Source organism: Peredibacter sp. HCB2-198, assembly GCF_045999315.1.
Classification (GTDB): domain Bacteria; phylum Bdellovibrionota; class Bacteriovoracia; order Bacteriovoracales; family Bacteriovoracaceae; genus Peredibacter.
Genome location: NZ_CP174607.1, coordinates 3396607 through 3414466, shown reverse-complemented (window position 1 = coordinate 3414466; position 17860 = coordinate 3396607). Strand labels below are relative to the sequence as shown.

Sequence of the window (17860 nt, the reverse complement as noted above, 5' to 3'; positions counted from 1 at the left end):
TGCTAAGTTGAAAGACTTCATAGGGGAAGGAAATTAACGAATCATTTAGGTAGAAGCATTGACAGTTAAGATGTTCGTTAATTTTTTATTAATACTCTTAAGATTTTTGAAAAATGCTTAAGTGATTAAGCTTGGTTTTTCTTCAATTTACCAAGAGAAGTGCGGTCAAAACTTTGAAGGATTCTTACCTCATCAAGCTTAACTGGATGAATAAGTTTTGAGATCTGATGATGAATTTCTGGAAGGTTTCCTTCAGGCAATGTGAGGAGAATGAGCTTTTTTCCTTTGCGATCATCAGGTTCAATTTGAAATTCCATCTTTCCGTAGAGATTGTGCTCAACAAGAAATGTTCCAAGGGTGTTTTTCAGTTGAAGAAGATTGACCAGATGTCCTGCAATTTTAAATTCATCACCCAGACGACCTAAGTGTTTAATCGTATCACCAAAGACGAGGGCCTTGTCTGAGGTTTTATAATATCCATCAGCATCACTGAGATCTTTTGCCATTTGAATTTTAAGTTCATTCCCCAGTGTGAACTGGAGAGTGAAGAGGGCGGAACTTTTCACCAGAAGTCTTCCTTCTGCATCAGTTTTGGCCCTATGAATGGGAAGAAGTTTTAATTCATCTGACTCTGGTGTTTTGGCAGAGGCAAGCTGTGAGCAGACTTCACTCATGCCGAAAGTCCGGATCACGGGCCATCCGTGTTTCATGGCCTCTTCTTTAAGACCGTTACTTAAGAGGTCTCCACCAACAATAAGATATTTAAGATGCCTACTAGGTTTGGCCTTCATCTTAACCAGATCATAAAGCTGAGTAGGAACAATCGTTGTGATGGTCGCCTCTTTGATTTTCTCAAGCCAAGACTCTGGTTCCCAATTTCTAGCGTCCACCACTCGGTAGTTTAAGAGATAGGCGCGAGCAAGAACGGAGAGGCCTCCAATGTGGTAGACCGGAAGAGAGAGGGCCGAAACGTCATCTTTGGTCAGACCAAAGAATTCATTCACAGCTCGGGCATTATTAAACAGGGCCTCTTTAGAAATGGCATAACCTTTAAGATCACCTCCGGTGGTGCCCGAAGAAAAAAGAACAAAGTGATTTTTAAGATTGAGCGGTCTAAGGCCCTCAAGAATTTTAGGAGCAACTGAATCGTATTGAGAGTGACAGATGACTTCTGTCTCTGAACTTTCAAAGTTTACATCGAACATAGAACTTTCCAATTCATGCCATTTACTTCGTGATAGATCTTGTTGGCCGCATCCATATCCGCCATGAAACCGTCCTTATAATTACCTTTGTGGAAAGAAATCTCTTCTTCAAAGTAACCTTCAGAGACAATACCGTGAATATAAGCAAAGTTTCCGTTTTCTATCAGCTCACAATGGGCATGCCAGCGACCGAGGTCTCCACCGAGGTAAGAACTGTAAATGCAGATGCAATCACTAGCAGGTTTAAATTCTTTATTCGGTTTATAGATCTGATAATCAAAAGGTTCGCCTTTAATAAAATCCCTGGCGGTAGGAAGAATCAAATCACTCCAGTCCTTTGAAATGAGAGGGTCTTCAATATAGTTAATTAGCGAGTGATATTTTTCTGGAATACTGTCAAAAAATTCAAAGAAGCCTTTGCGGTCAAATAAGGCGTTGGCATCCAGGCGTACACGAATACCGCGTTCCAGCAGAGTAAGGAAGTTTCGATCCTGGGAGTGCTGAAGTTTATACTTCACAATATTGGCACTGATTTCTTCAAAGCCAGACCAGAGCTGGTGATTGAAGAACTTCTTTGGAGTGATTTTTTGAAACTGATGATCACGTAACAAAAGATCAAAGACTTTGCGATCGTACTCATCTTCTTGGAATTTAAATTCTTCCAAAAACTGGTCGCAGCCTCGGTCCCCCAATGGAAGGTGGGGGAAGTAATCCGCAAATAGCACCTTGTCACCAAGTTGGGCCTTTAGATAAACGCCGCCTTTTTTATCCATGGAACTTAGGCGGTTGGCTTTTTTAAGAGGAGTTAGTGAATATGGGCTATAAAGAACTTTCATAAATAAAAGTAAAACTCAAGAGTAGAGAAAGCACAATAAGATGAATGCCTGAAAATTTTAGGCCTTCATTTAGATCAGCACCTTTTTTTGTAAGGGTAATTTGAGTCAGTTTCAGAGCGGGAACAAGGCCCAAGAACACCCAATAGATCATCTTGAGATCGCGGAAGTAATGAAGAAGAAGATATGGTGCAAAAATGGTTACCAAAATAAACAACTGATAAGTCTTGGCGGAGAATCTGGTGGCCAAAGTTTTCTTACCAACTTCAGCGTCGGTTTCACGATCACGCAAATTATTGATCATGATGAGCGTTGTTGCGAGAAGACCAAAAACCGACGCCAGGATAAAGGCGCCCCAGTTTAATTGAAGAGAGAAGAGATAAAAGGATCCCATCACTGAGAAAAGACCAAAGAACAAGAACACAAAAAGTTCACCCAGTCCGCGGTAGGCAAGAGAGACCTTACCGCCAGTGTAGCCGTAAGTGAGATAGAGAGAAACGACTCCGAGAATGAGAAAAGGCCAGCCACCACGGTAGATGAGAGGAACTCCGCACAGAGCTGCCATTGTCACACAACCGATGGCCCATTTTTTTACCGTTTTGATATCAACCAGTCCCGCTGCCGAAACACGAGTTGGTCCCACACGTTTTTTATCCGCACCTTTTTCAAAATCAATGACGTCATTAAAGAAATTGGTCGCAAGTTGAATGAAGAGGGCCCCGAAAACCGCAAACCACATGTAGATCACAGAGGATTCTTTTGATGTCGACATGTAGTAAGCATAAGCAACCAGCGGAGGAAGAACTCCGGCCAGAAGAGTTTTAGGACGAGAAGCGAGGATAAAATTTTTCATAGGATGCCTTCATTCATCAGAATGGATTTAACTTCTTGAGAATTCTGAAACAGTCTGTGGCCCCCGGCAATTGGTGTTACCTGGATGCCATAAGGGGCGATCACTTCTTCTGCCAGAGTGAAATACTTATTATCAAAGAGACCCACCAGATATAGGACCTTGTCCTTATGATCTTCAAGACTTGGTAAAAAGTTTTGTTGTTTTGAAAGTCGAAATTGGTCGAACAATCTTTGAGAGGCGAGATAGCGCTCTTCCGAAATCGGTTTCAGTGGAGAATCGAATTCAAAAATTGAAAGTTCGTTCCAATAGTCAAAGAACTCTGACGACGGCATGGTCTTTAATTTTTCAAGAACTGAATCTTCCCAGTCTCTGCGGGACTCTTTCTCATCCTCAAACTCTAACCCCGGATGAGAATTCATAAGAACCAGCTTATCAATGTTCCAGTTTACCTTGCTCGCGAGTTCCATGGCGATTCTTCCCCCCATGGAATAACCGATTAAAGTATCGCCCGGGTTAATCTCTGGATTAAAGTCCATAGAATAGAGATCATGAAGGATGACATTATCCTGTTTTAGAAATTTAAAGTCTTCGGGTGAACCCAGAAAGCCGTGGAAAACGTGAATCATCTCCACTCCCGAAGGAAGTTCTCGCTTTGCTCGCGTGAAGGAGAAAGTTCTAAGACTTTCACCAAGCCAAAATCTTTAAGGTTATTACTATAAGAGAGGTGAAGGCCCTTGCAGATATTTTCAAAGTCATTTTCGTGCTCAAGCACAATACGTTTATCAAGCTTCAGCATATCAAAAATCCTGCCGCCCTTATTATTCATGATGATGAGGTGGAGGTTCTCGGGCATTTCACGCAGGGAAGAGAGATCATAAAATGTCGTGACGTCCCCTAAGATGCAATAAACCGGATTCGAAGTTCCCATGGCTAAACCAATCGCTGAAGCGAGTTGTCCATCAATGCCATTCACTCCACGATTTCCAAAAACCTGAAGAGGGGCAGTTTGGGTCAGCTCAAAAAAACGAATGACAAGCGAGTTTCCAAGATAAACCTGGTCATTGGTATTTAAATGGCCTTGAAGCTTTTTAAGAGTCGCGACTTCTGATTCGGGATACTTCTGGATGAGCTTTTCCAGGGTCCAAACCGTCTCGTCCCCAATCGGGAACGGAGAAAGTTTATCCAGGGCATTCCAGAACTGATCGTTTTTAAGTAGCGCTTCTGAATCCATCGGGAGAACTTCGCCGAATGAAAGTCCGGGAAGATTACGGGAATCAAAGTGGAACACTGGTAGGGGTTTCTTTTCTAACAGACGCCAAATTTTTGTAAGGGGAGTGTGTCCAATACGAACGACACCATCAAAGAAACCAGCATCGAAGAGCTCAATCAGTTTCTTTTCAGTCTTTAGATTTGAAAGATCACGTCCACCACTTAAGGTCTCAGCGTAAAAAAGAAGACCCAGTTTTGAGAATTTCTCAATCAAAGGTCGCATGCTTTTATTTTCGTGCGAGAAAACAAACAAAGGTTTCTTCACTCGATTTAGGAATGAAGCGAAACCAGAGATGCTCTCATGATTTATAAGTTCCATAGTATGAGGAGCCGTATCATCAACGAGAACATTAATATGAACCGGAAATTCCAGGCCCTCTAATGAGAAGGTCGCGAGCTCCGAAACATCAATTTCTACATAGCTTCTGCGACAACTACGAGTCAGTGCTTCGTGATCAATCGTCTGAGGAGAACCCGTGCCGTGAAGTTTCTTAGGTCGGTCACCGCTGATAAGAACCAGTGGATTCTCAGAGTAGTAGGCCTCAAGCATGGCCGAAACACATTGAGAAACCGCCGTGCCAGAAGTAGTACAAATTCCAACTGGATTCTTGGCGACTTTTGTGAGCCCCAGGGCCTTGAAGCTTGCCATTCTTTCGTCGTACTCGAATTTCACATTAGATGAATCAAAGATCTTTAAAAGATCGTGATTACGAGCACCAGTACAGAAGAAGATTTTCTCCAGGTTCATTTTCATAGGTAATGCTTTCGGATGGTGTTTCGTTTTAAATGAATCTCATCCATCTCTTTTAAGAGCACTGAGTCTGGCACAACACCGCCGCCACTTTCAATGAATAGATGCTTTCCTTCCCATTGAACGTTTCTGATCGAAACAACGAATTCTTTCACATCTTTTTTGATGAGACCAAAGGCCGAACCAAAATAACGATGTGGGTATTTTGCTCCATAGTTGGAGTTCTTTAAAAATTGGAGAGAGGCGGTCTTTGGGTATCCACCTAGTGCCGCAGTAGGTGACATGGTGTTTGTCAGGGCCGTGAAATCCAAATCAGGATTGGCCTTGGCCACCATATCTGTTTTTAAATGCACGATGCTCTTATAAGGATGAATCTTGGTTTCATCAATTTTGAGCCCGGTTGTATAGTCAGTGAGTTTTTCCTGAATGTCTTGAATCACTAGATTGTGTTCTATGCGATCTTTCTCGGATTTTAAGAGTTCTTCCTCGAGACCCATCTTGGCGGTTCCCGCGAGTGCAAACGTCGTGAGCACATCGTTCTTCACTTGATAGAGAAGTTCCGGAGTACTGCCAATCACACCATAGTGTTTGTTCCAATAACCATAAGGAGTACCCACGCCAAAGCTAAAGGCCTTGTGAATCAGATTTCGAATGGTTTTTTCACCCTCAAAATTTTCATAGTTCTCACGGGAAACCAGCACCACTTTTTTGAGATTAAATTTGAAGGCACTTTTTAGAAGCTCAAAGTCTTTCTCGTAAATATCATCATCATTTGAAATCGGGCCATGGTCCGCTTTTTCATACTGAAACTCTGCCTTGATCTCTTCCAGTGAAAACTCTTTCACGGAAATGGGGGTGTAGGCGAGGTACGACTCCTGATAAAAATCTTTTAGGTAGAAAACGGGATTAAGAGTAGGGAAAAAGCGATCCACCGGAATGCTTGCCCCACCTTTAGCAAAAGTGATCGACTTCCCATCATGCGAACATAGGAAGGCACCGGTTTCAAAGAAATCACGATCAAGCCAAAGGGACAAAGCTGATGGTGATTCGCTCATTTAATATACCCAGGGAAATTTCTCGAAGTCTGCTTGGCGCTTCTCAAGGAATGAATCTCTTCCTTCCTGAGCTTCTTCAGTTCCGTAGGCCAGACGTGTCGCCTCACCGGCATAAACTTGCTGGCCCACCAGACCGTCATCAATCAGGTTGAAACCGAACTTAAGCATCTTGATGGCCGTTGGAGATTTTTTACAAATCGTGCGTGCCCACTCAAGACCCACTTTTTCAAGATCCGCGTGAGGAACAACTTTATTGATGGCACCCATTTGAAAAGCTTCCTCAGCTGTATACTGGTGCTCAAGGAAGAACACTTCACGACCACGCTTCTGACCCACTTGGCGAGCAAGGTAGGCAGAACCAAATCCACCATCGAAGCTTGCAACACGAGCGTCAGTTTGCATGAAGATCGCATGTTCTTTCGAAGCAATGGTTAGGTCACAAGTCACGTGAAGAGAGTGGCCACCACCCACGGCCCAACCAGGAACCATGGCGATCACAACTTTTGGCATGAAACGAATCATGCGCTGAACTTCAAGAATATGAAGGCGACCATGGGCCACCGGCATTTTTGAATTATTAGTTTCTTTGTATTCGTAGCCCGCTTTACCGCGAACGTTTTGGTCTCCGCCAGAACAGAAGGCCCAGCCCCCGTCTTTTGAAGAGGGACCGTTACCAGTTAGGAGAATCACGCCCACATCGTTCTTACGGTGTGACCACTCCAGAGCAGTGAGAAGTTCATCCACTGTCTGAGGACGGAAAGCGTTTCTCAGATCCGGACGGTTGAAAGCGATGCGAACGGCACCCGTGTCTTTCGCTTTATGGAAAGTGATATCTTTAAATTCGAAGTCAGTAATTTCCGTCCATGCTGATGGATCAAAAATAGGAGAGATCATTTCTTAACCTTCGTTATTAGCAAAGTAGATGTAAGCAATTCCACCAAACACAGGAATGCATCCGTAGTTCTTGAAGTTCATATTGGCCTTCATGATATCTACAAATTTCTCTGCCGAAGGGAAGGTCTCAGATGAAGCAATCAGATACTCGTAAGCATCTTTGCGTTTTGAGATGAGGCCAAATACTGGCACATACATCTTAAGCATGTTGAAGTAGGCCTTCTTATAAAGACCGTTCTTCGGTTGACCGAATTCCAGAATATAAACGCCGTTAGAAACGCGGCCAAGCTCTGAAAGACCAAGCCCTAAGTTTTCAACGTTTCTGATGCCGAAAGAGATCGTCGTGATATCGAATTCTTTATCTGCGAAAGGAAGCTTCTGGATGTCTGCTACTTTGAACTCAACTTTTTGAGTCTCAGTTTTAGCGCGCTCATTGGCGTATTCAATCATGCCGCTAGAGAAATCAATACCAACCACTTTGCCGGAGATTGATTCTTTAAGCTTGAAAGCGATGTCTCCAGTACCAGTGGCACAATCAAGGGCAGAGTTCGGTTTCTGCTTTAGAGCGAAGTTAATAAATTTTTTCTTCCAAAGACGGTGAGTGCCCACTGAAAGAACATCGTTCAATAGGTCGTACTTAGGAGCGATGTCATTGAACATCTTGTTTACAAATTCAGCCTTTGCCATGGATTACATCCTTAATTCTTTTCCAAAGATCGGAGCGAGTTTATGAAGCTTCTGAACCATTTCATCAAACTGAGGGATATTCAGGGCCTGTTGACCATCAGAGAGGGCAACTGCCGGCTCAGGATGAACTTCTACGATAAGACCATCAGCTCCTGCAGCAACCGCCGCGTAGGCCGCGTCAGCAACGTAGGGAGTCAGTCCCATTGAGTGAGAAGGGTCCACGATAATTTTGAATGGAGTATTTTTCTTTAAGTAAATCACAGAACCAAGATCCAGAAGGTTTCTTAGTTTGTTATCGAAAGAGCGAACACCGCGCTCACAGAGAATGATGTTTTTTTCGCCCAGGTTGAAAAGGTATTCAGCAGCTCCCAGCCACTCAGAAATAGTCGCAGAGAAAGCACGTTTTAAAATCACCGGACGGCCATAACGAGAAAGCTCTTTTAGAAGCTCATAGTTATACATGTTACGTGCTCCAACCTGGAACACAGATGTGATCGGAAGAAGAGCTTCGATCTGACGAGCATCAGTCACTTCCGTGATGAAGTCGAAAGGAATTTCCTTCTTCATTTTTTTTACAATTTCCATGCCTTCATCGCCCATGCCCTGGAAGGACTTGGCGTTGGTGCGCATTTTATGAATACCTCCGCGAATTAAACGCGGACGGTTTTCGTTCATGAGAATTGTTCTAAGTTGATTTTCTGATTCAACGGCACAGGGGCCTGCGATCAAAAATAGCTCGTTGGAGCGGAAGTTAAGAGCGTTGTTTTCCATAATGATTTTAAACCTTGCAGGGGTTTGTTTTTCGGTAACTCCTTTTAGCCGATTTGCCCCTTAATGGAAAGCGTAAAGAGAGTGATTTCTCCTAGACATTTTGAGAGTTTAGGAGCTAAAACCGAAGCTCTAAAAAAAATTGGATGTATATGGCCCTACCAGTACCTTGTTATATCGGCTTAGTTCACGGTCCTATTCGCTCGAAAGAGGGAAAAGAGATCACAACTTCCGTCACAAATCTTGATATTCACGACATTGCTCGTTCGGCCCGAACCTTTGGGTTTAAACGATATTTTTTGATTACCCCAATCAAGAACCAGCAATCCATGGTGAAGAAGATTTTGGGTTTCTGGGAAGCGGATAGTGGACTCATTTACAATCCAGATCGTAAAAACGCTCTTTCCGAGGCCGAAGTCATTGATTCGATAGAACTTGCTATCGAAGAAATTACTCGCATTGAAGGAAAGAAGCCGTGCGTTGTGGTTACCGGTGCGAACTTTGAAAAGTACGATGGGCAGGAAAAAGAGCTACTGCACAAGTTAGCTCTTGACGGTAACCCTATGTTCTTGTTATTTGGTACAGGATGGGGATTAACTGCTCCGGTTGTTGAACAGGCCGATTTTCGGCTAGAGCCTATCTTTGGCATAGCAAATGACGGATATAATCATTTGTCTGTTCGGTCAGCTGTAGCGATCTATTTGGATCGTCTAGCTAGAGCCTCTGGTTCCATATAATAATTTGAACTCGCAAGAGTTCTCTTCCCGTCCCTCTGAGCACATAGTTAGCTGAATGGACGGATACGTTGTGGAGACGTTATGAATTTGATTGATGTTGTTGAGAAGAAGTACGCTAACCCAAATGCTTCAAAGTTCGCTGAGTTCAAAACTGGTGACACTATTGAAGTTGGCGTAAGAATCAAAGAGGGTGAAAAAACTCGTGTTCAGGCTTTCCAAGGTACTTGTATTGCTATGAAACACCCAGGGCAAATGAACGGTCACTTCCGCGTTCGTAAGATTTCTGACGGCGTTGGTGTTGAGCGTGTATTCCCGTTCCACTCTCCAGCAGTAGAGAGCATCACTATTATCTCTAAAGGTAAGTCTCGTCGCGCTAAGCACAACTACCTTCGTACGAGAACTGGTAAAGCTGCTCGCGTTGCAATTGATTACTCTCGTTAATCACAAACGTGAAAACTTAGGCCCCTTTTTAGGGGCCTTTTTTTTTGCCTAAAGATAAAACTCAGGGATGAAAATCATCATCCTTCTTGTCGTGATGTTCTCTTTTCAGGCCCATTCTCAAATCCTTGCTCCTCGGGAGCCCTTTACCACCGAATCTTTTTTTGTTCCTTCCACTGAATCGCAAACTCTTGAAGGGTCTCCTATTGAGGAAACGGCCATTGAGGCCCAAGAGATGGAAGAGCCGATTGCGGAACCAAAAAATATAGAACCAGAAGAAAAGCGCACTACTGCAACTAATCGAAGAGATTCATTCGGCTCAGTGATGTTAGGGTATCAGGTTTTAAATACCTGGGTGCCGGCCAAAAAAACCATCTCTTATACACAAAATTTCAGTGAGCATTGGGGACTGGAATTAGAATACGCCACTTCGAAGTTTAGCCTGGATATTGCAGGGATTGATCTCGGACGAGTGGAAGAAGATCGTTATTCACTCTTAGGAAAGTATTTTGTGGGTAACAGTTTTTATTTTAATTTTGGTGCGTATGTATCAAAGTTAGAAATTTTTGTAGGTGATAAGTTTGCCGACACTCTTGGAAATAAAATCAATGATTCTTTTATCATGGACATCTATGGAGCAAGTTTCGGAGTAGGTAACCGCTGGATCTTTAATAATGGTATTTCTCTCGGTGTGGATTGGCTTCGATTCAACATGCCATTGGCGACTTCTACTAAACAAAGAGTTTTGAAAAGGCTCGATGAAGAGAATAGTGATGACATCAAACGAGTAGAAAAGGTGTTCAAAAACTTTCCTGCCTTTACCTTCATAGGTATCAACATCGGTTACACTTTTTGACGCGAGTTCACTTCGGCGTCGAAGTGGAAACGCGTCATGGAATTCTTCTGACGAAGTGACAAACTCTGTCGTATAACTTCGCCTCCCATGATTGAACTGAAGCTCATTCCCAATTTCCCTCAGGAAATTATCGCCACTGATGAAGTGGGCCGTGGTCCTTTAAGCGGACCTGTGGTGGTGGGAGCAGTTCGCATCTTTGTTGAAAACGCTGATTCACTAAAAGCTCTTCTGAAATTTCTAAAACCCAAAGGTGTGACTGATTCAAAGAAGCTCACGGCCGAAAATCGTTTGAAGATTTTAACGAAGCTTGGTGCCCATGATCTTTCATTCAGAAAAAAGAACGTGCTGAATTTGAAAGGTGTTGATGTCAGTTATGTTACTTGGGAAATGTGTCACAACACGATTGATAAAGAAAATATCCTGGCCGCGAGTCTGCGCGGAATGAAAGAAGCATCTCAGTTTCTTTCAGAAACGAAAAAAAATCTCACCACCGTTTTAATCGACGGGAACATGAAACTTCGTTGGGGTACAGAATCATCTCCCTGGAAGGAAATTCCCATCGTGCAAGGAGACTCGAAGTCACTTCTCATTGGTCTTGCTTCCATCATCGCCAAAGAAAAGCGCGATGCTTACATGAAAGAGATGCATGAGCTTTACCCGCACTACGGATTTGATTCAAACGCCGGCTACCCAACCAAGGCCCATAGAGAAGCACTCGAAGTGCACGGCCCTTGTGAGATCCACCGGAAGACCTTCAAAGGCGTTAAAGAATTCGTCACAGCTGGAGAATGATTTTTCTCTCGTCTTTCATACTGAAGGAATTCCGCTTTTAGTTTCACCTCAATTACTCAGGATGAGAAATCTCGGACAACTGGATCTCGCTCGGATAAAAAAAGACCGAGAGGGATGGATGGTTGAAGTCGGAGAAGTCAAAAGTTCTGAGATAGGGCAAGAGATGATGGAAAGATTTCAAAAAAATCGCATTCGTTCTGCTCAGAATTTTCTCTCTGGAATATTCGGAACGAGGGCCAAACTTATTTCTCTCGTGAAATCCGAAACTGAGTTATAAATCATTACATGATTGAATTAAAACTCCTCTCAGATTTTCCTCAGGAAATTATCGCTCTCGATGAAGTTGGTCGCTCTCCCTTGAGCGGGCCGGTGGTCATTGGAGCGGTGAGAGTGATGATTCATTCTCCAGAAGAACTGGGACTCTTAGTTCGTTCTCTTCGAAGAAATGGTGTGAAAGATTCAAAGATGCTCACCCATGAGCATCGGGAAGAAATCCTTCAGAAATTTAAGGCACCGGTTTTAAATTATCGAGAGAAGCGCTCCTTTGTCTGGAAGGGACTTGAAGTTCAATACGTCACCTGGGAAATGGATCACTCGGTGATTGATTCAGAGAATATTTTTCAGGCCTCTATGCGAGGGATGAAAGAAGCGGCGGAATTTTTGGCGGGCGAAGATAAAACTCGCACCACAGTTCTGATTGATGGCCAGTCGAAACTTCGCTGGAAAGAGGAGCCTCATCCTTGGAAAGAAATCCCGATTGTAAAAGGCGACGCTAAATCTCCATTGATTGGTTTGGCCTCAATTCTCGCTAAAGAAAAGCGCGATGCCTTTATGCGAGAGATGCATCTCTTGTATCCCCAATATGGTTTTGATTCGAATTTCGGTTATCCCACACCTTTTCATCGGAAGGCGATCGAAGAGCACGGTCCTTGTACGATTCATAGGAAGAGCTTCGGCAAAGTGAAAGAATTCGTAGTCGAATAGTCAGGTTTGTATCTTTTGCAAAAAGTCAGGAAGTTATTTAATCTATTTCTATGAGAAAATTCTTGGCCCTATTTTTTGTAGTTCTTATTTCCTCAAGCCTGGTAGGAGCACAACAAGCTCGCGCCGAAATTCCGGTGAAGGCCAAAGCTTTCCTAACGATCACGGGTTATGGAGCAGGTGCTGGTGCCATGCTGGGGGCCGCTTCTATGGCCTTTGGGAACTCTTCTCGTGCCATTGCTCAGGGTGCTTCTTTGGGTCTTTATGCCGGTATTCTTTTTGGTACTTACGTTCTCGTTTCTCATCATCAAAAACGTTACGGATCTTACGACGATAATTCTTCACCTTATCAGCAGTCGAGCGACATTTATGGCGACGATTATCAAAATGATTCAGGTGGAAGTAACACTGAAGAAGACGATGGCCGTGGCGGATTCTTTGATCGTTTTCAGACGATTCAGCAGAAATTTCAGCAAAAAAAAGGAGGGAACATCCCTCCTATTACAGTTAATCTTTTAAACTATCAGTTCTAGTTTTCGAAAGTGTGATTACGGTTACCGAAACGGGTATTTAGGCCATCTGTTTCGTCGTTATCAAAATTCATAAGTTCGGCCACATAATCAGCTTCATTGATCGAATAGAGGCGGAAGATTTTCAGAAATTCAGGTTTAACGTTCGAAAGACTAACGTTTGCCTTGCGGTTTTCCTTCAAGAACTTTACTGTTTCAACAAAATGACAGATCCCTGAAGAGCCCACGAAATCAATGGCGCCCAGGTCGATGGTAATTTTTGCATTTGGGTTATTGTTGGCAATAGATTGAAGTTCGTTTCGGAGAGGTAGGCTATGATCGTAGTTCAAATCCCCCTGCATATGAACGATAATATTTCCATTGGCGTCTCGAAGAACATTGGCCTTCATACTCATGGGGTCATCTCCTTTGGTGTCATGCCCGTACCTGTAAGATTTTAACACGAGACTTAAAAGGGGTTTAGAGTGGGAAAAATCATTCTCTTAAACACGCCTATTGGGAATCTTGGGGACATGACCCCTAGGGTTTCTGAGGCATTGAAGACCGGAGTGCAATTCGCCGTGGAGGACACTCGGGTATTTAAGGACCTTTTAAATCACATCGGAGTCAGCCTTCAGGGAAAACGAATTGTTTCTCTTCATGATCAATCTGAGGGCACTCAAATTGGAAAGCTAATTGAGATGGCCCAGCATGATGATCTTTATGTGGCCTCGGAAGCGGGAAGTCCGATCGTTTCTGATCCGGCCTATCCCTTGGTGATTGCTGCCTATGAGCAGGGAATAAAAGTTGAATCTTATTCTGGAGTATCATCTCCCATTATGGCCCTGGAACTTTCGGGATTGCCTCCGATTCCATTTCAATTTCATGGATTTCTTCCTCGAGAAAGTGGAAAAAGAGCGAAGATTTTTCAAAATGTGGGTTATGGCACACATATCTTTTTTGAGGCCCCTACTCGCGTGGAAGAGACCTTGGATGAACTCGGTGAGTTGTTGCCGGAAGTTGAGCTCGCAGTAGTTCGCGAGCTTTCAAAGAAGTTTGAGCAGGTGATTAAGCTCAAAGCGGGCGAGTGGAAAGAGCGCAAGAAGGAAGTAAACTTCAAAGGGGAGTTCATCTTTTTATTCCATAAGAAAGAAGAGAGTCAGGCATTTTCGAGTGAAATTCGTGAGCTTGCCCAAGAAATTGTGGCAACAGGTGCTACCCCTAAGCAAACGGCCAAGTTATTAGGACTAATTCTTGATCGTCCAACTAAGGATATTTACTCAGAAATGTCCCGGCAGAAAAGGCATGAGTAAGACTTGTTGAGGAATATTTTTATTCCTTTTACAATAGAATCATGAAAATCCAGGTTCTTGGCGGTCACGGAGGACTCGCAAAAGGTTTTGCGACTACCTCTTACCTGATCGACGACACATTATTGATCGATGCTGGAGCTGTCGCTTCCATGTTGAGCGTGGAAGAGCAGTGTCGTATTGAGCATATCCTGATTTCTCATTGCCACCTTGATCACACCAAAGACCTGGCCTTTATTTGTGACAATTGTTTTGGATTAAAGCCTGCGCCTTTCGAGGTCTTCACTCATTCGACAGTGAAGGACATCATCAAAAAACATCTCTTAAATGATATTCTCTGGCCCGACTTCACCAAGCTTCCAAACACTGAAAACCCTACCATGAGAATTAACACCGTGGAGAGTGAGAAGAACTTTAAAGTGGGTGAGTATTCCATTACTCCCATTAAAGTGAATCACGACTACGATGCCATGGGCTTTATCGTAGAAAAAGGTGACAGCTCTGTTCTCTTCACTCTGGATACTGGTCCAACTGACCGCATTTGGGAAGTGGGATCAAAGGTTAAAAACCTCAAAGCGATCTTTACTGAGGTGAGTTTTCCGGATGAACTTCAGAAGGTGGCGGACGTTTCAAATCACCTTACACCTAAGACACTGCGTGAAGAGCTTAAAAAGATGCCGTCCAATATTCCGGTGATTCTTACGCATTTAAAACCAAATTATCAGAAAGAAATTCTTCTCCAGATGGAAAAATTAGGGGAGAAGAGAATCAAAATCCTCGAGGAAGACGGCGCTGTCTTTCATTTCTAATTTTATTTGATACCCATGGCCGATGTATCGTTACCCATTCGTGATGGCATCATTGGCTGTTGGCCCGTGGCTCCACGGTTAATAGGTTGAGCTGTCGGAGTAGCTTTCGTTTCATCGGCCTTCGGAATTTCCACACAGTCTGAAGCAACTGAGTTGCCGTCATTTCCAACAAGATCTGCGCAGACTTTATAGTTCGAAGTGATGATAGGGACGGAGATGTCCTCTTTGTTCTCATCTTCTGCCAGAATTTCAGTTCCTTTATCTTCAGGCTTCTCTTCTGGTTTTTTCTCTTCCGGCTTTTTCTCTTCTTCGTCCAGACCGGCCACTTTTATCTCTGACTTTTTTTCTTTTGGCGTAGATTTTTTCTCGCCGTTGAATCCTGAACGCTTCCAAACAATTTTTTGTCCTTCGCGATCAATGGTCGTAGCGTGAACGTTTTGCGTTTTACCTGTCTTGTCCTTTAGCTCAAGCTTGATGCTTGGTTTTTTACTTGGGGTCGGATCGGCCGCAATGGTTTGCTCTTCAAAATTCACAGGACAAGTAAGATCATGGGGCTTCCCTTCGAAGCTCACTTTCACTTTTACTTCTTTCACTTCTCGCGAAGCAGGACTTTCGGTTGGAGCAGAGTCTGGCTCTACGGCAACTTTCTCGTTGGTTTCAACGAACTGATAAGTACACCCAAACTGAGGTGCATCGGATGGTGCGGCGGATTTGTCGTCTTCTTTTTTCTTCCCGTCATTTGAGGCCACGATTTGCTGCACACAAAGGACCTGCTGACAGGCGTACTCTTTCTTCGGAGTTTCAACCACCACATCAGGCTTTTTCTCTTCTGGTTTTGTTATTTCAGGCACCGTATCGTTTGGACAAAGGGCCTTGTACTCAGAAGGAGCAGAGGTCTTCACGTCTTTTAAAAAGTTTTTGTAGAAACTATCAATGGCGCCACCACCGGAAGATTTGCTGATTTTTCCTGAAGTCGCGGCATCACGAAGTTTTTTAAAGATGGTTGTATCAATGTCAATTTTTGGTTCTTCACAAATGCTGGTCTCGGCCACCATTTCAATCATACCGAAGCAAGTACGGTGAGGTCTCACGCGATCGTGGTACTCTTTATTCGTACCGTTTGGAGAGGTCTCACACACACAATACTGATAGATAAATTTTTGAACGTTAGCGAAGGCCTCTGGTTTGGCCACCAGGCGTTCTCTTAAATGCTGAAGACGTTTTGCTTTTGAATCAGTCTTTGCGTCCTGGTAATCATTAAGAGCGGCCTTCATACAGTTCAGAGCAGAGTTTTGAGACTCGGGAACTCCGGCCGGTACACAGAAAAGAGATTTTTCACTTTCACTTCTGTAACCAAAAACAACCGGGTTACAAGTGATTTGGTTTCTACCCGTACATCCATCCTGAACAGCATAGGTCATGCTTTCTGGAACCGAACCCGGGTTTTTGGGATTAATGTAATTCGGGTGAACGCAAAGAGCAGGATTGCCCTGCATTTCAGAGATCCATCCGGCATAGACACATTTGCTGCCGGATTTTGTCGTAACGTTTTTGTAAAACTCATCTGCCAGCTGGTCCCAACTTTTCTTTGGTCGGGCAAGTGTTGGTGGGATTTGCTGAGTGTTCGTTTTCGCTGGCCGTTTCAAAACCAGGGGGGTTGTATTTTTCTGTTTTGGGAGTGCATCTTTAACCGAAACCCCTTTACCTTGAGTGAGTAAGAGATTCGAGGTGTCGGCGTGGGCCTCGCTCATCAAAAACGACGTTACCTTTTGCATGATGCTGGTATAAACGCGGAATCGTTTTTCATCGTACCCGTAGGTCACGACTTCATATTGATAGGCCTCTTCAAGTTCAACCACAAATTCCATGGTTTTAATGATGACTTGTTCTTGTTCTGAATCGGTAAGATAGACGAAGCGATCATGAGGCATGATCGGAGAGCGCGCATGGGCGCCAAAGCAGATCAGAAGAATCGTAAGAACTAAGAAATGGATTTTAGACATAATCCTACCTTAATGGTCTCTTCGGAATTTTTCGGATCTTCTTAATAGAATAGCTGAGGTTCGTTTCTTGACCCTCATTTCTAGGGCCACACTTTGGGATTGTGCGTAATTTTAGCGACTTAGAGGGGTCAGCAGGACAAAAAAACGTCTATTTCTTTGATTTTACGCCAACAGATGCTGGCATTTTCCTTCTCAAAGGGGTTCGTCCCATTCTAATATTGGGTTTCTTAAAATTTTAGAAGGAAGGGATCCATGGGCTGGTTTCATCAGGTCAAAAACCCAAAGTTAAAGAACGTAAAAAAGATCGCCTCAAATACTCCGGTAGGTCTTTGGAAAAAATGTAATCAATGCGGAGAGATTCTCCAGACAGATAAACTTGAAGAAAACCTGAACGTTTGTCCGCTGTGTGATTATCACTACCGTATTTCAGCATACGAGCGTATCGCCGTTATGACTGATGAAAATAGCTTCGAAGAAATTTCTCCGGATCTTATTTCAAATAACCCACTTCAGTTCCAGGACAAGATGCCTTACGTTCAACGCCTTCAGGCCGCGATTAAGACAACTGGTCTTAAAGACACAACTGTATGTGGTACGGCCACAATCGACGGCAAACCAGTTGCTCTAGCAGTAATGGATTTCCGTTTCATGGGTGGTTCAATGGGTGTCGTAACAGGGGAGAAAGTGGCCCTTGCTATGGACATTGGTTTTGAGAAGAAAATTCCAGTGATCGTGGTTTCATGTTCTGGTGGTGCTCGTATGCAGGAAGGGATTCTCTCTCTTATGCAGATGGCGAAGACATCAGCATCACGTGCTCGTCTTAAGTCTGCAGGCATTCCTTATATTTCAATGCTGACGGATCCTACGACTGGTGGTGTGGCCGCAAGTTTTTCTATGCTTGGGGACATCAACATCGCTGAACCAAAAGCGCTTATCGGTTTTGCCGGTCCACGCGTAATTGAACAATCAATCCGTCAGACACTTCCAGAGGGCTTCCAGCGTTCTGAGTTCTTACGTGATCACGGGTTCATTGATCGTATCATTCACAGAAAAGACCTGAAGAAGGAACTAAGCTTTTTTGTGAAAATGTTCACCCCATAATTTCTATGC

General features: G+C 43.6%; 21 protein-coding genes. 10 read left to right on the top strand and 11 right to left on the bottom strand.

The genetic code is table 11. The features are described 5' to 3' along the window. Positions 1-125: 125 nt before the first annotated feature. The 9 genes from ACJVC5_RS17210 to aroF are packed head-to-tail and all read right to left on the bottom strand — an operon-like array spanning position 126 to position 8318. Positions 126-1205 carry an AMP-binding protein gene (locus ACJVC5_RS17210; protein WP_408096778.1) on the bottom strand — a complete coding sequence of 360 codons (1080 nt, stop codon included), beginning with the start codon at positions 1203-1205 and terminating at the stop codon, positions 126-128. Beyond that, on the bottom strand, positions 1193-2041 hold the full coding sequence (locus ACJVC5_RS17205; RefSeq protein ID WP_408096777.1) for a hypothetical protein: 849 nt from the start codon (positions 2039-2041) through the stop codon (positions 1193-1195). The genes ACJVC5_RS17210 and ACJVC5_RS17205 overlap by 13 nt, the downstream gene beginning before the upstream one ends. Then, on the bottom strand, positions 2025-2891 hold the full coding sequence (menA, locus tag ACJVC5_RS17200) for a 1,4-dihydroxy-2-naphthoate octaprenyltransferase (RefSeq protein ID WP_408096776.1): 867 nt from the start codon (positions 2889-2891) through the stop codon (positions 2025-2027). The genes ACJVC5_RS17205 and menA overlap by 17 nt, the downstream gene beginning before the upstream one ends. After that, positions 2888-3517, bottom strand: a complete 630-nt coding sequence (locus ACJVC5_RS17195) for an alpha/beta fold hydrolase (protein WP_408096775.1) — start codon at positions 3515-3517, stop codon at positions 2888-2890. The genes menA and ACJVC5_RS17195 overlap by 4 nt, the downstream gene beginning before the upstream one ends. After that, a complete protein-coding gene (locus ACJVC5_RS17190; protein WP_408096774.1) occupies positions 3514-4914 on the bottom strand; it encodes a thiamine pyrophosphate-binding protein in 1401 nt (466 codons plus the stop codon). The genes ACJVC5_RS17195 and ACJVC5_RS17190 overlap by 4 nt, the downstream gene beginning before the upstream one ends. Next, a complete protein-coding gene (locus ACJVC5_RS17185) occupies positions 4911-5966 on the bottom strand; it encodes a chorismate-binding protein (RefSeq protein ID WP_408096773.1) in 1056 nt (351 codons plus the stop codon). Before ACJVC5_RS17185 ends, ACJVC5_RS17190 begins: the two co-directional genes overlap by 4 nt. Beyond that, positions 5967-6860, bottom strand: a complete 894-nt coding sequence (locus tag ACJVC5_RS17180; RefSeq protein ID WP_408096772.1) for a 1,4-dihydroxy-2-naphthoyl-CoA synthase — start codon at positions 6858-6860, stop codon at positions 5967-5969. 3 nt (positions 6861-6863) lie between these two features. Beyond that, entirely contained in the window at positions 6864-7547 is a 684-nt protein-coding gene (locus ACJVC5_RS17175; protein ID WP_408096771.1) for a ubiquinone/menaquinone biosynthesis methyltransferase, read from the bottom strand. A 3-nt stretch (positions 7548-7550) separates the two neighbouring features. Next, complete coding sequence (gene aroF / locus ACJVC5_RS17170) at positions 7551-8318, bottom strand: 3-deoxy-7-phosphoheptulonate synthase (protein ID WP_408096770.1); 768 nt, start codon at positions 8316-8318, stop codon at positions 7551-7553. Positions 8319-8467: 149 nt separating this feature from the next. Here aroF and ACJVC5_RS17165 point away from each other — a divergent pair, with 149 nt between their 5' ends. The 7 genes from ACJVC5_RS17165 to ACJVC5_RS17135 all read left to right on the top strand — a co-directional run bounded on the left by ACJVC5_RS17165 (position 8468) and on the right by ACJVC5_RS17135 (position 12652). Beyond that, positions 8468-9052, top strand: coding sequence for an RNA methyltransferase (locus tag ACJVC5_RS17165; RefSeq protein ID WP_408096769.1), 585 nt, complete (start codon positions 8468-8470; stop codon positions 9050-9052). Between the two features lie 81 nt (positions 9053-9133). Next, entirely contained in the window at positions 9134-9493 is a 360-nt protein-coding gene (gene rplS / locus ACJVC5_RS17160) for a 50S ribosomal protein L19 (protein ID WP_408096768.1), read from the top strand. 67 nt (positions 9494-9560) lie between these two features. Beyond that, positions 9561-10346 carry a hypothetical protein gene (locus ACJVC5_RS17155; RefSeq protein ID WP_408096767.1) on the top strand — a complete coding sequence of 262 codons (786 nt, stop codon included), beginning with the start codon at positions 9561-9563 and terminating at the stop codon, positions 10344-10346. A gap of 87 nt (positions 10347-10433) precedes the next feature. Further along, complete coding sequence (locus ACJVC5_RS17150) at positions 10434-11138, top strand: ribonuclease HII (RefSeq protein ID WP_408096766.1); 705 nt, start codon at positions 10434-10436, stop codon at positions 11136-11138. 61 nt (positions 11139-11199) lie between these two features. Further along, positions 11200-11415, top strand: a complete 216-nt coding sequence (locus ACJVC5_RS17145) for a hypothetical protein (protein WP_408096765.1) — start codon at positions 11200-11202, stop codon at positions 11413-11415. Between the two features lie 8 nt (positions 11416-11423). After that, entirely contained in the window at positions 11424-12122 is a 699-nt protein-coding gene (locus ACJVC5_RS17140; RefSeq protein ID WP_408096764.1) for a ribonuclease HII, read from the top strand. A 50-nt stretch (positions 12123-12172) separates the two neighbouring features. Next, complete coding sequence (locus ACJVC5_RS17135) at positions 12173-12652, top strand: hypothetical protein (protein WP_408096763.1); 480 nt, start codon at positions 12173-12175, stop codon at positions 12650-12652. On the opposite strand, the gene ACJVC5_RS17130 is transcribed toward ACJVC5_RS17135, so the two are convergent. Then, positions 12649-13044, bottom strand: a complete 396-nt coding sequence (locus ACJVC5_RS17130; RefSeq protein WP_408096762.1) for an STAS domain-containing protein — start codon at positions 13042-13044, stop codon at positions 12649-12651. The genes ACJVC5_RS17135 and ACJVC5_RS17130 overlap by 4 nt on opposite strands. A 69-nt stretch (positions 13045-13113) precedes the next feature. Between ACJVC5_RS17130 and rsmI the strand changes: the two genes are divergently transcribed. Further along, positions 13114-13941 carry a 16S rRNA (cytidine(1402)-2'-O)-methyltransferase gene (rsmI, locus tag ACJVC5_RS17125; RefSeq protein ID WP_408096761.1) on the top strand — a complete coding sequence of 276 codons (828 nt, stop codon included), beginning with the start codon at positions 13114-13116 and terminating at the stop codon, positions 13939-13941. 41 nt (positions 13942-13982) lie between these two features. After that, the gene (locus ACJVC5_RS17120) at positions 13983-14747 is read left to right on the top strand and encodes an MBL fold metallo-hydrolase (RefSeq protein ID WP_408096760.1); all 765 of its coding nucleotides are present in this window, start codon (positions 13983-13985) and stop codon (positions 14745-14747) included. A 2-nt stretch (positions 14748-14749) separates the two neighbouring features. Here ACJVC5_RS17120 and ACJVC5_RS17115 read toward each other — a convergent pair whose 3' ends face one another. Continuing rightward, positions 14750-16750, bottom strand: coding sequence for a hypothetical protein (locus tag ACJVC5_RS17115; protein ID WP_408096759.1), 2001 nt, complete (start codon positions 16748-16750; stop codon positions 14750-14752). A 252-nt stretch (positions 16751-17002) separates the two neighbouring features. Between ACJVC5_RS17115 and accD the strand changes: the two genes are divergently transcribed. Continuing rightward, the gene (gene accD / locus ACJVC5_RS17110; protein ID WP_408096758.1) at positions 17003-17851 is read left to right on the top strand and encodes an acetyl-CoA carboxylase, carboxyltransferase subunit beta; all 849 of its coding nucleotides are present in this window, start codon (positions 17003-17005) and stop codon (positions 17849-17851) included. Positions 17852-17860 lie beyond the last annotated feature (9 nt).

Bases quoted from the DNA above. Each gene is read 5' to 3' on its own strand.
- ACJVC5_RS17210 (WP_408096778.1), bottom strand. From the start codon at position 1,205: ATGTTCGATGTAAACTTTGAAAGTTCAGAGACAGAAGTCATCTGTCAC.
- ACJVC5_RS17205 (WP_408096777.1), bottom strand. From the start codon at position 2,041: ATGAAAGTTCTTTATAGCCCATATTCACTAACTCCTCTTAAAAAAGCC.
- menA (WP_408096776.1), bottom strand. From the start codon at position 2,891: ATGAAAAATTTTATCCTCGCTTCTCGTCCTAAAACTCTTCTGGCCGGA.
- ACJVC5_RS17195 (WP_408096775.1), bottom strand. From the start codon at position 3,517: ATGATTCACGTTTTCCACGGCTTTCTGGGTTCACCCGAAGACTTTAAA.
- ACJVC5_RS17190 (WP_408096774.1), bottom strand. From the start codon at position 4,914: ATGAAAATGAACCTGGAGAAAATCTTCTTCTGTACTGGTGCTCGTAAT.
- ACJVC5_RS17185 (WP_408096773.1), bottom strand. From the start codon at position 5,966: ATGAGCGAATCACCATCAGCTTTGTCCCTTTGGCTTGATCGTGATTTC.
- ACJVC5_RS17180 (WP_408096772.1), bottom strand. From the start codon at position 6,860: ATGATCTCTCCTATTTTTGATCCATCAGCATGGACGGAAATTACTGAC.
- ACJVC5_RS17175 (WP_408096771.1), bottom strand. From the start codon at position 7,547: ATGGCAAAGGCTGAATTTGTAAACAAGATGTTCAATGACATCGCTCCT.
- aroF (WP_408096770.1), bottom strand. From the start codon at position 8,318: ATGGAAAACAACGCTCTTAACTTCCGCTCCAACGAGCTATTTTTGATC.
- ACJVC5_RS17165 (WP_408096769.1), top strand. From the start codon at position 8,468: ATGGCCCTACCAGTACCTTGTTATATCGGCTTAGTTCACGGTCCTATT.
- rplS (WP_408096768.1), top strand. From the start codon at position 9,134: ATGAATTTGATTGATGTTGTTGAGAAGAAGTACGCTAACCCAAATGCT.
- ACJVC5_RS17155 (WP_408096767.1), top strand. From the start codon at position 9,561: ATGAAAATCATCATCCTTCTTGTCGTGATGTTCTCTTTTCAGGCCCAT.
- ACJVC5_RS17150 (WP_408096766.1), top strand. From the start codon at position 10,434: ATGATTGAACTGAAGCTCATTCCCAATTTCCCTCAGGAAATTATCGCC.
- ACJVC5_RS17145 (WP_408096765.1), top strand. From the start codon at position 11,200: ATGAGAAATCTCGGACAACTGGATCTCGCTCGGATAAAAAAAGACCGA.
- ACJVC5_RS17140 (WP_408096764.1), top strand. From the start codon at position 11,424: ATGATTGAATTAAAACTCCTCTCAGATTTTCCTCAGGAAATTATCGCT.
- ACJVC5_RS17135 (WP_408096763.1), top strand. From the start codon at position 12,173: ATGAGAAAATTCTTGGCCCTATTTTTTGTAGTTCTTATTTCCTCAAGC.
- ACJVC5_RS17130 (WP_408096762.1), bottom strand. From the start codon at position 13,044: ATGAGTATGAAGGCCAATGTTCTTCGAGACGCCAATGGAAATATTATC.
- ACJVC5_RS17120 (WP_408096760.1), top strand. From the start codon at position 13,983: ATGAAAATCCAGGTTCTTGGCGGTCACGGAGGACTCGCAAAAGGTTTT.
- ACJVC5_RS17115 (WP_408096759.1), bottom strand. From the start codon at position 16,750: ATGTCTAAAATCCATTTCTTAGTTCTTACGATTCTTCTGATCTGCTTT.
- accD (WP_408096758.1), top strand. From the start codon at position 17,003: ATGGGCTGGTTTCATCAGGTCAAAAACCCAAAGTTAAAGAACGTAAAA.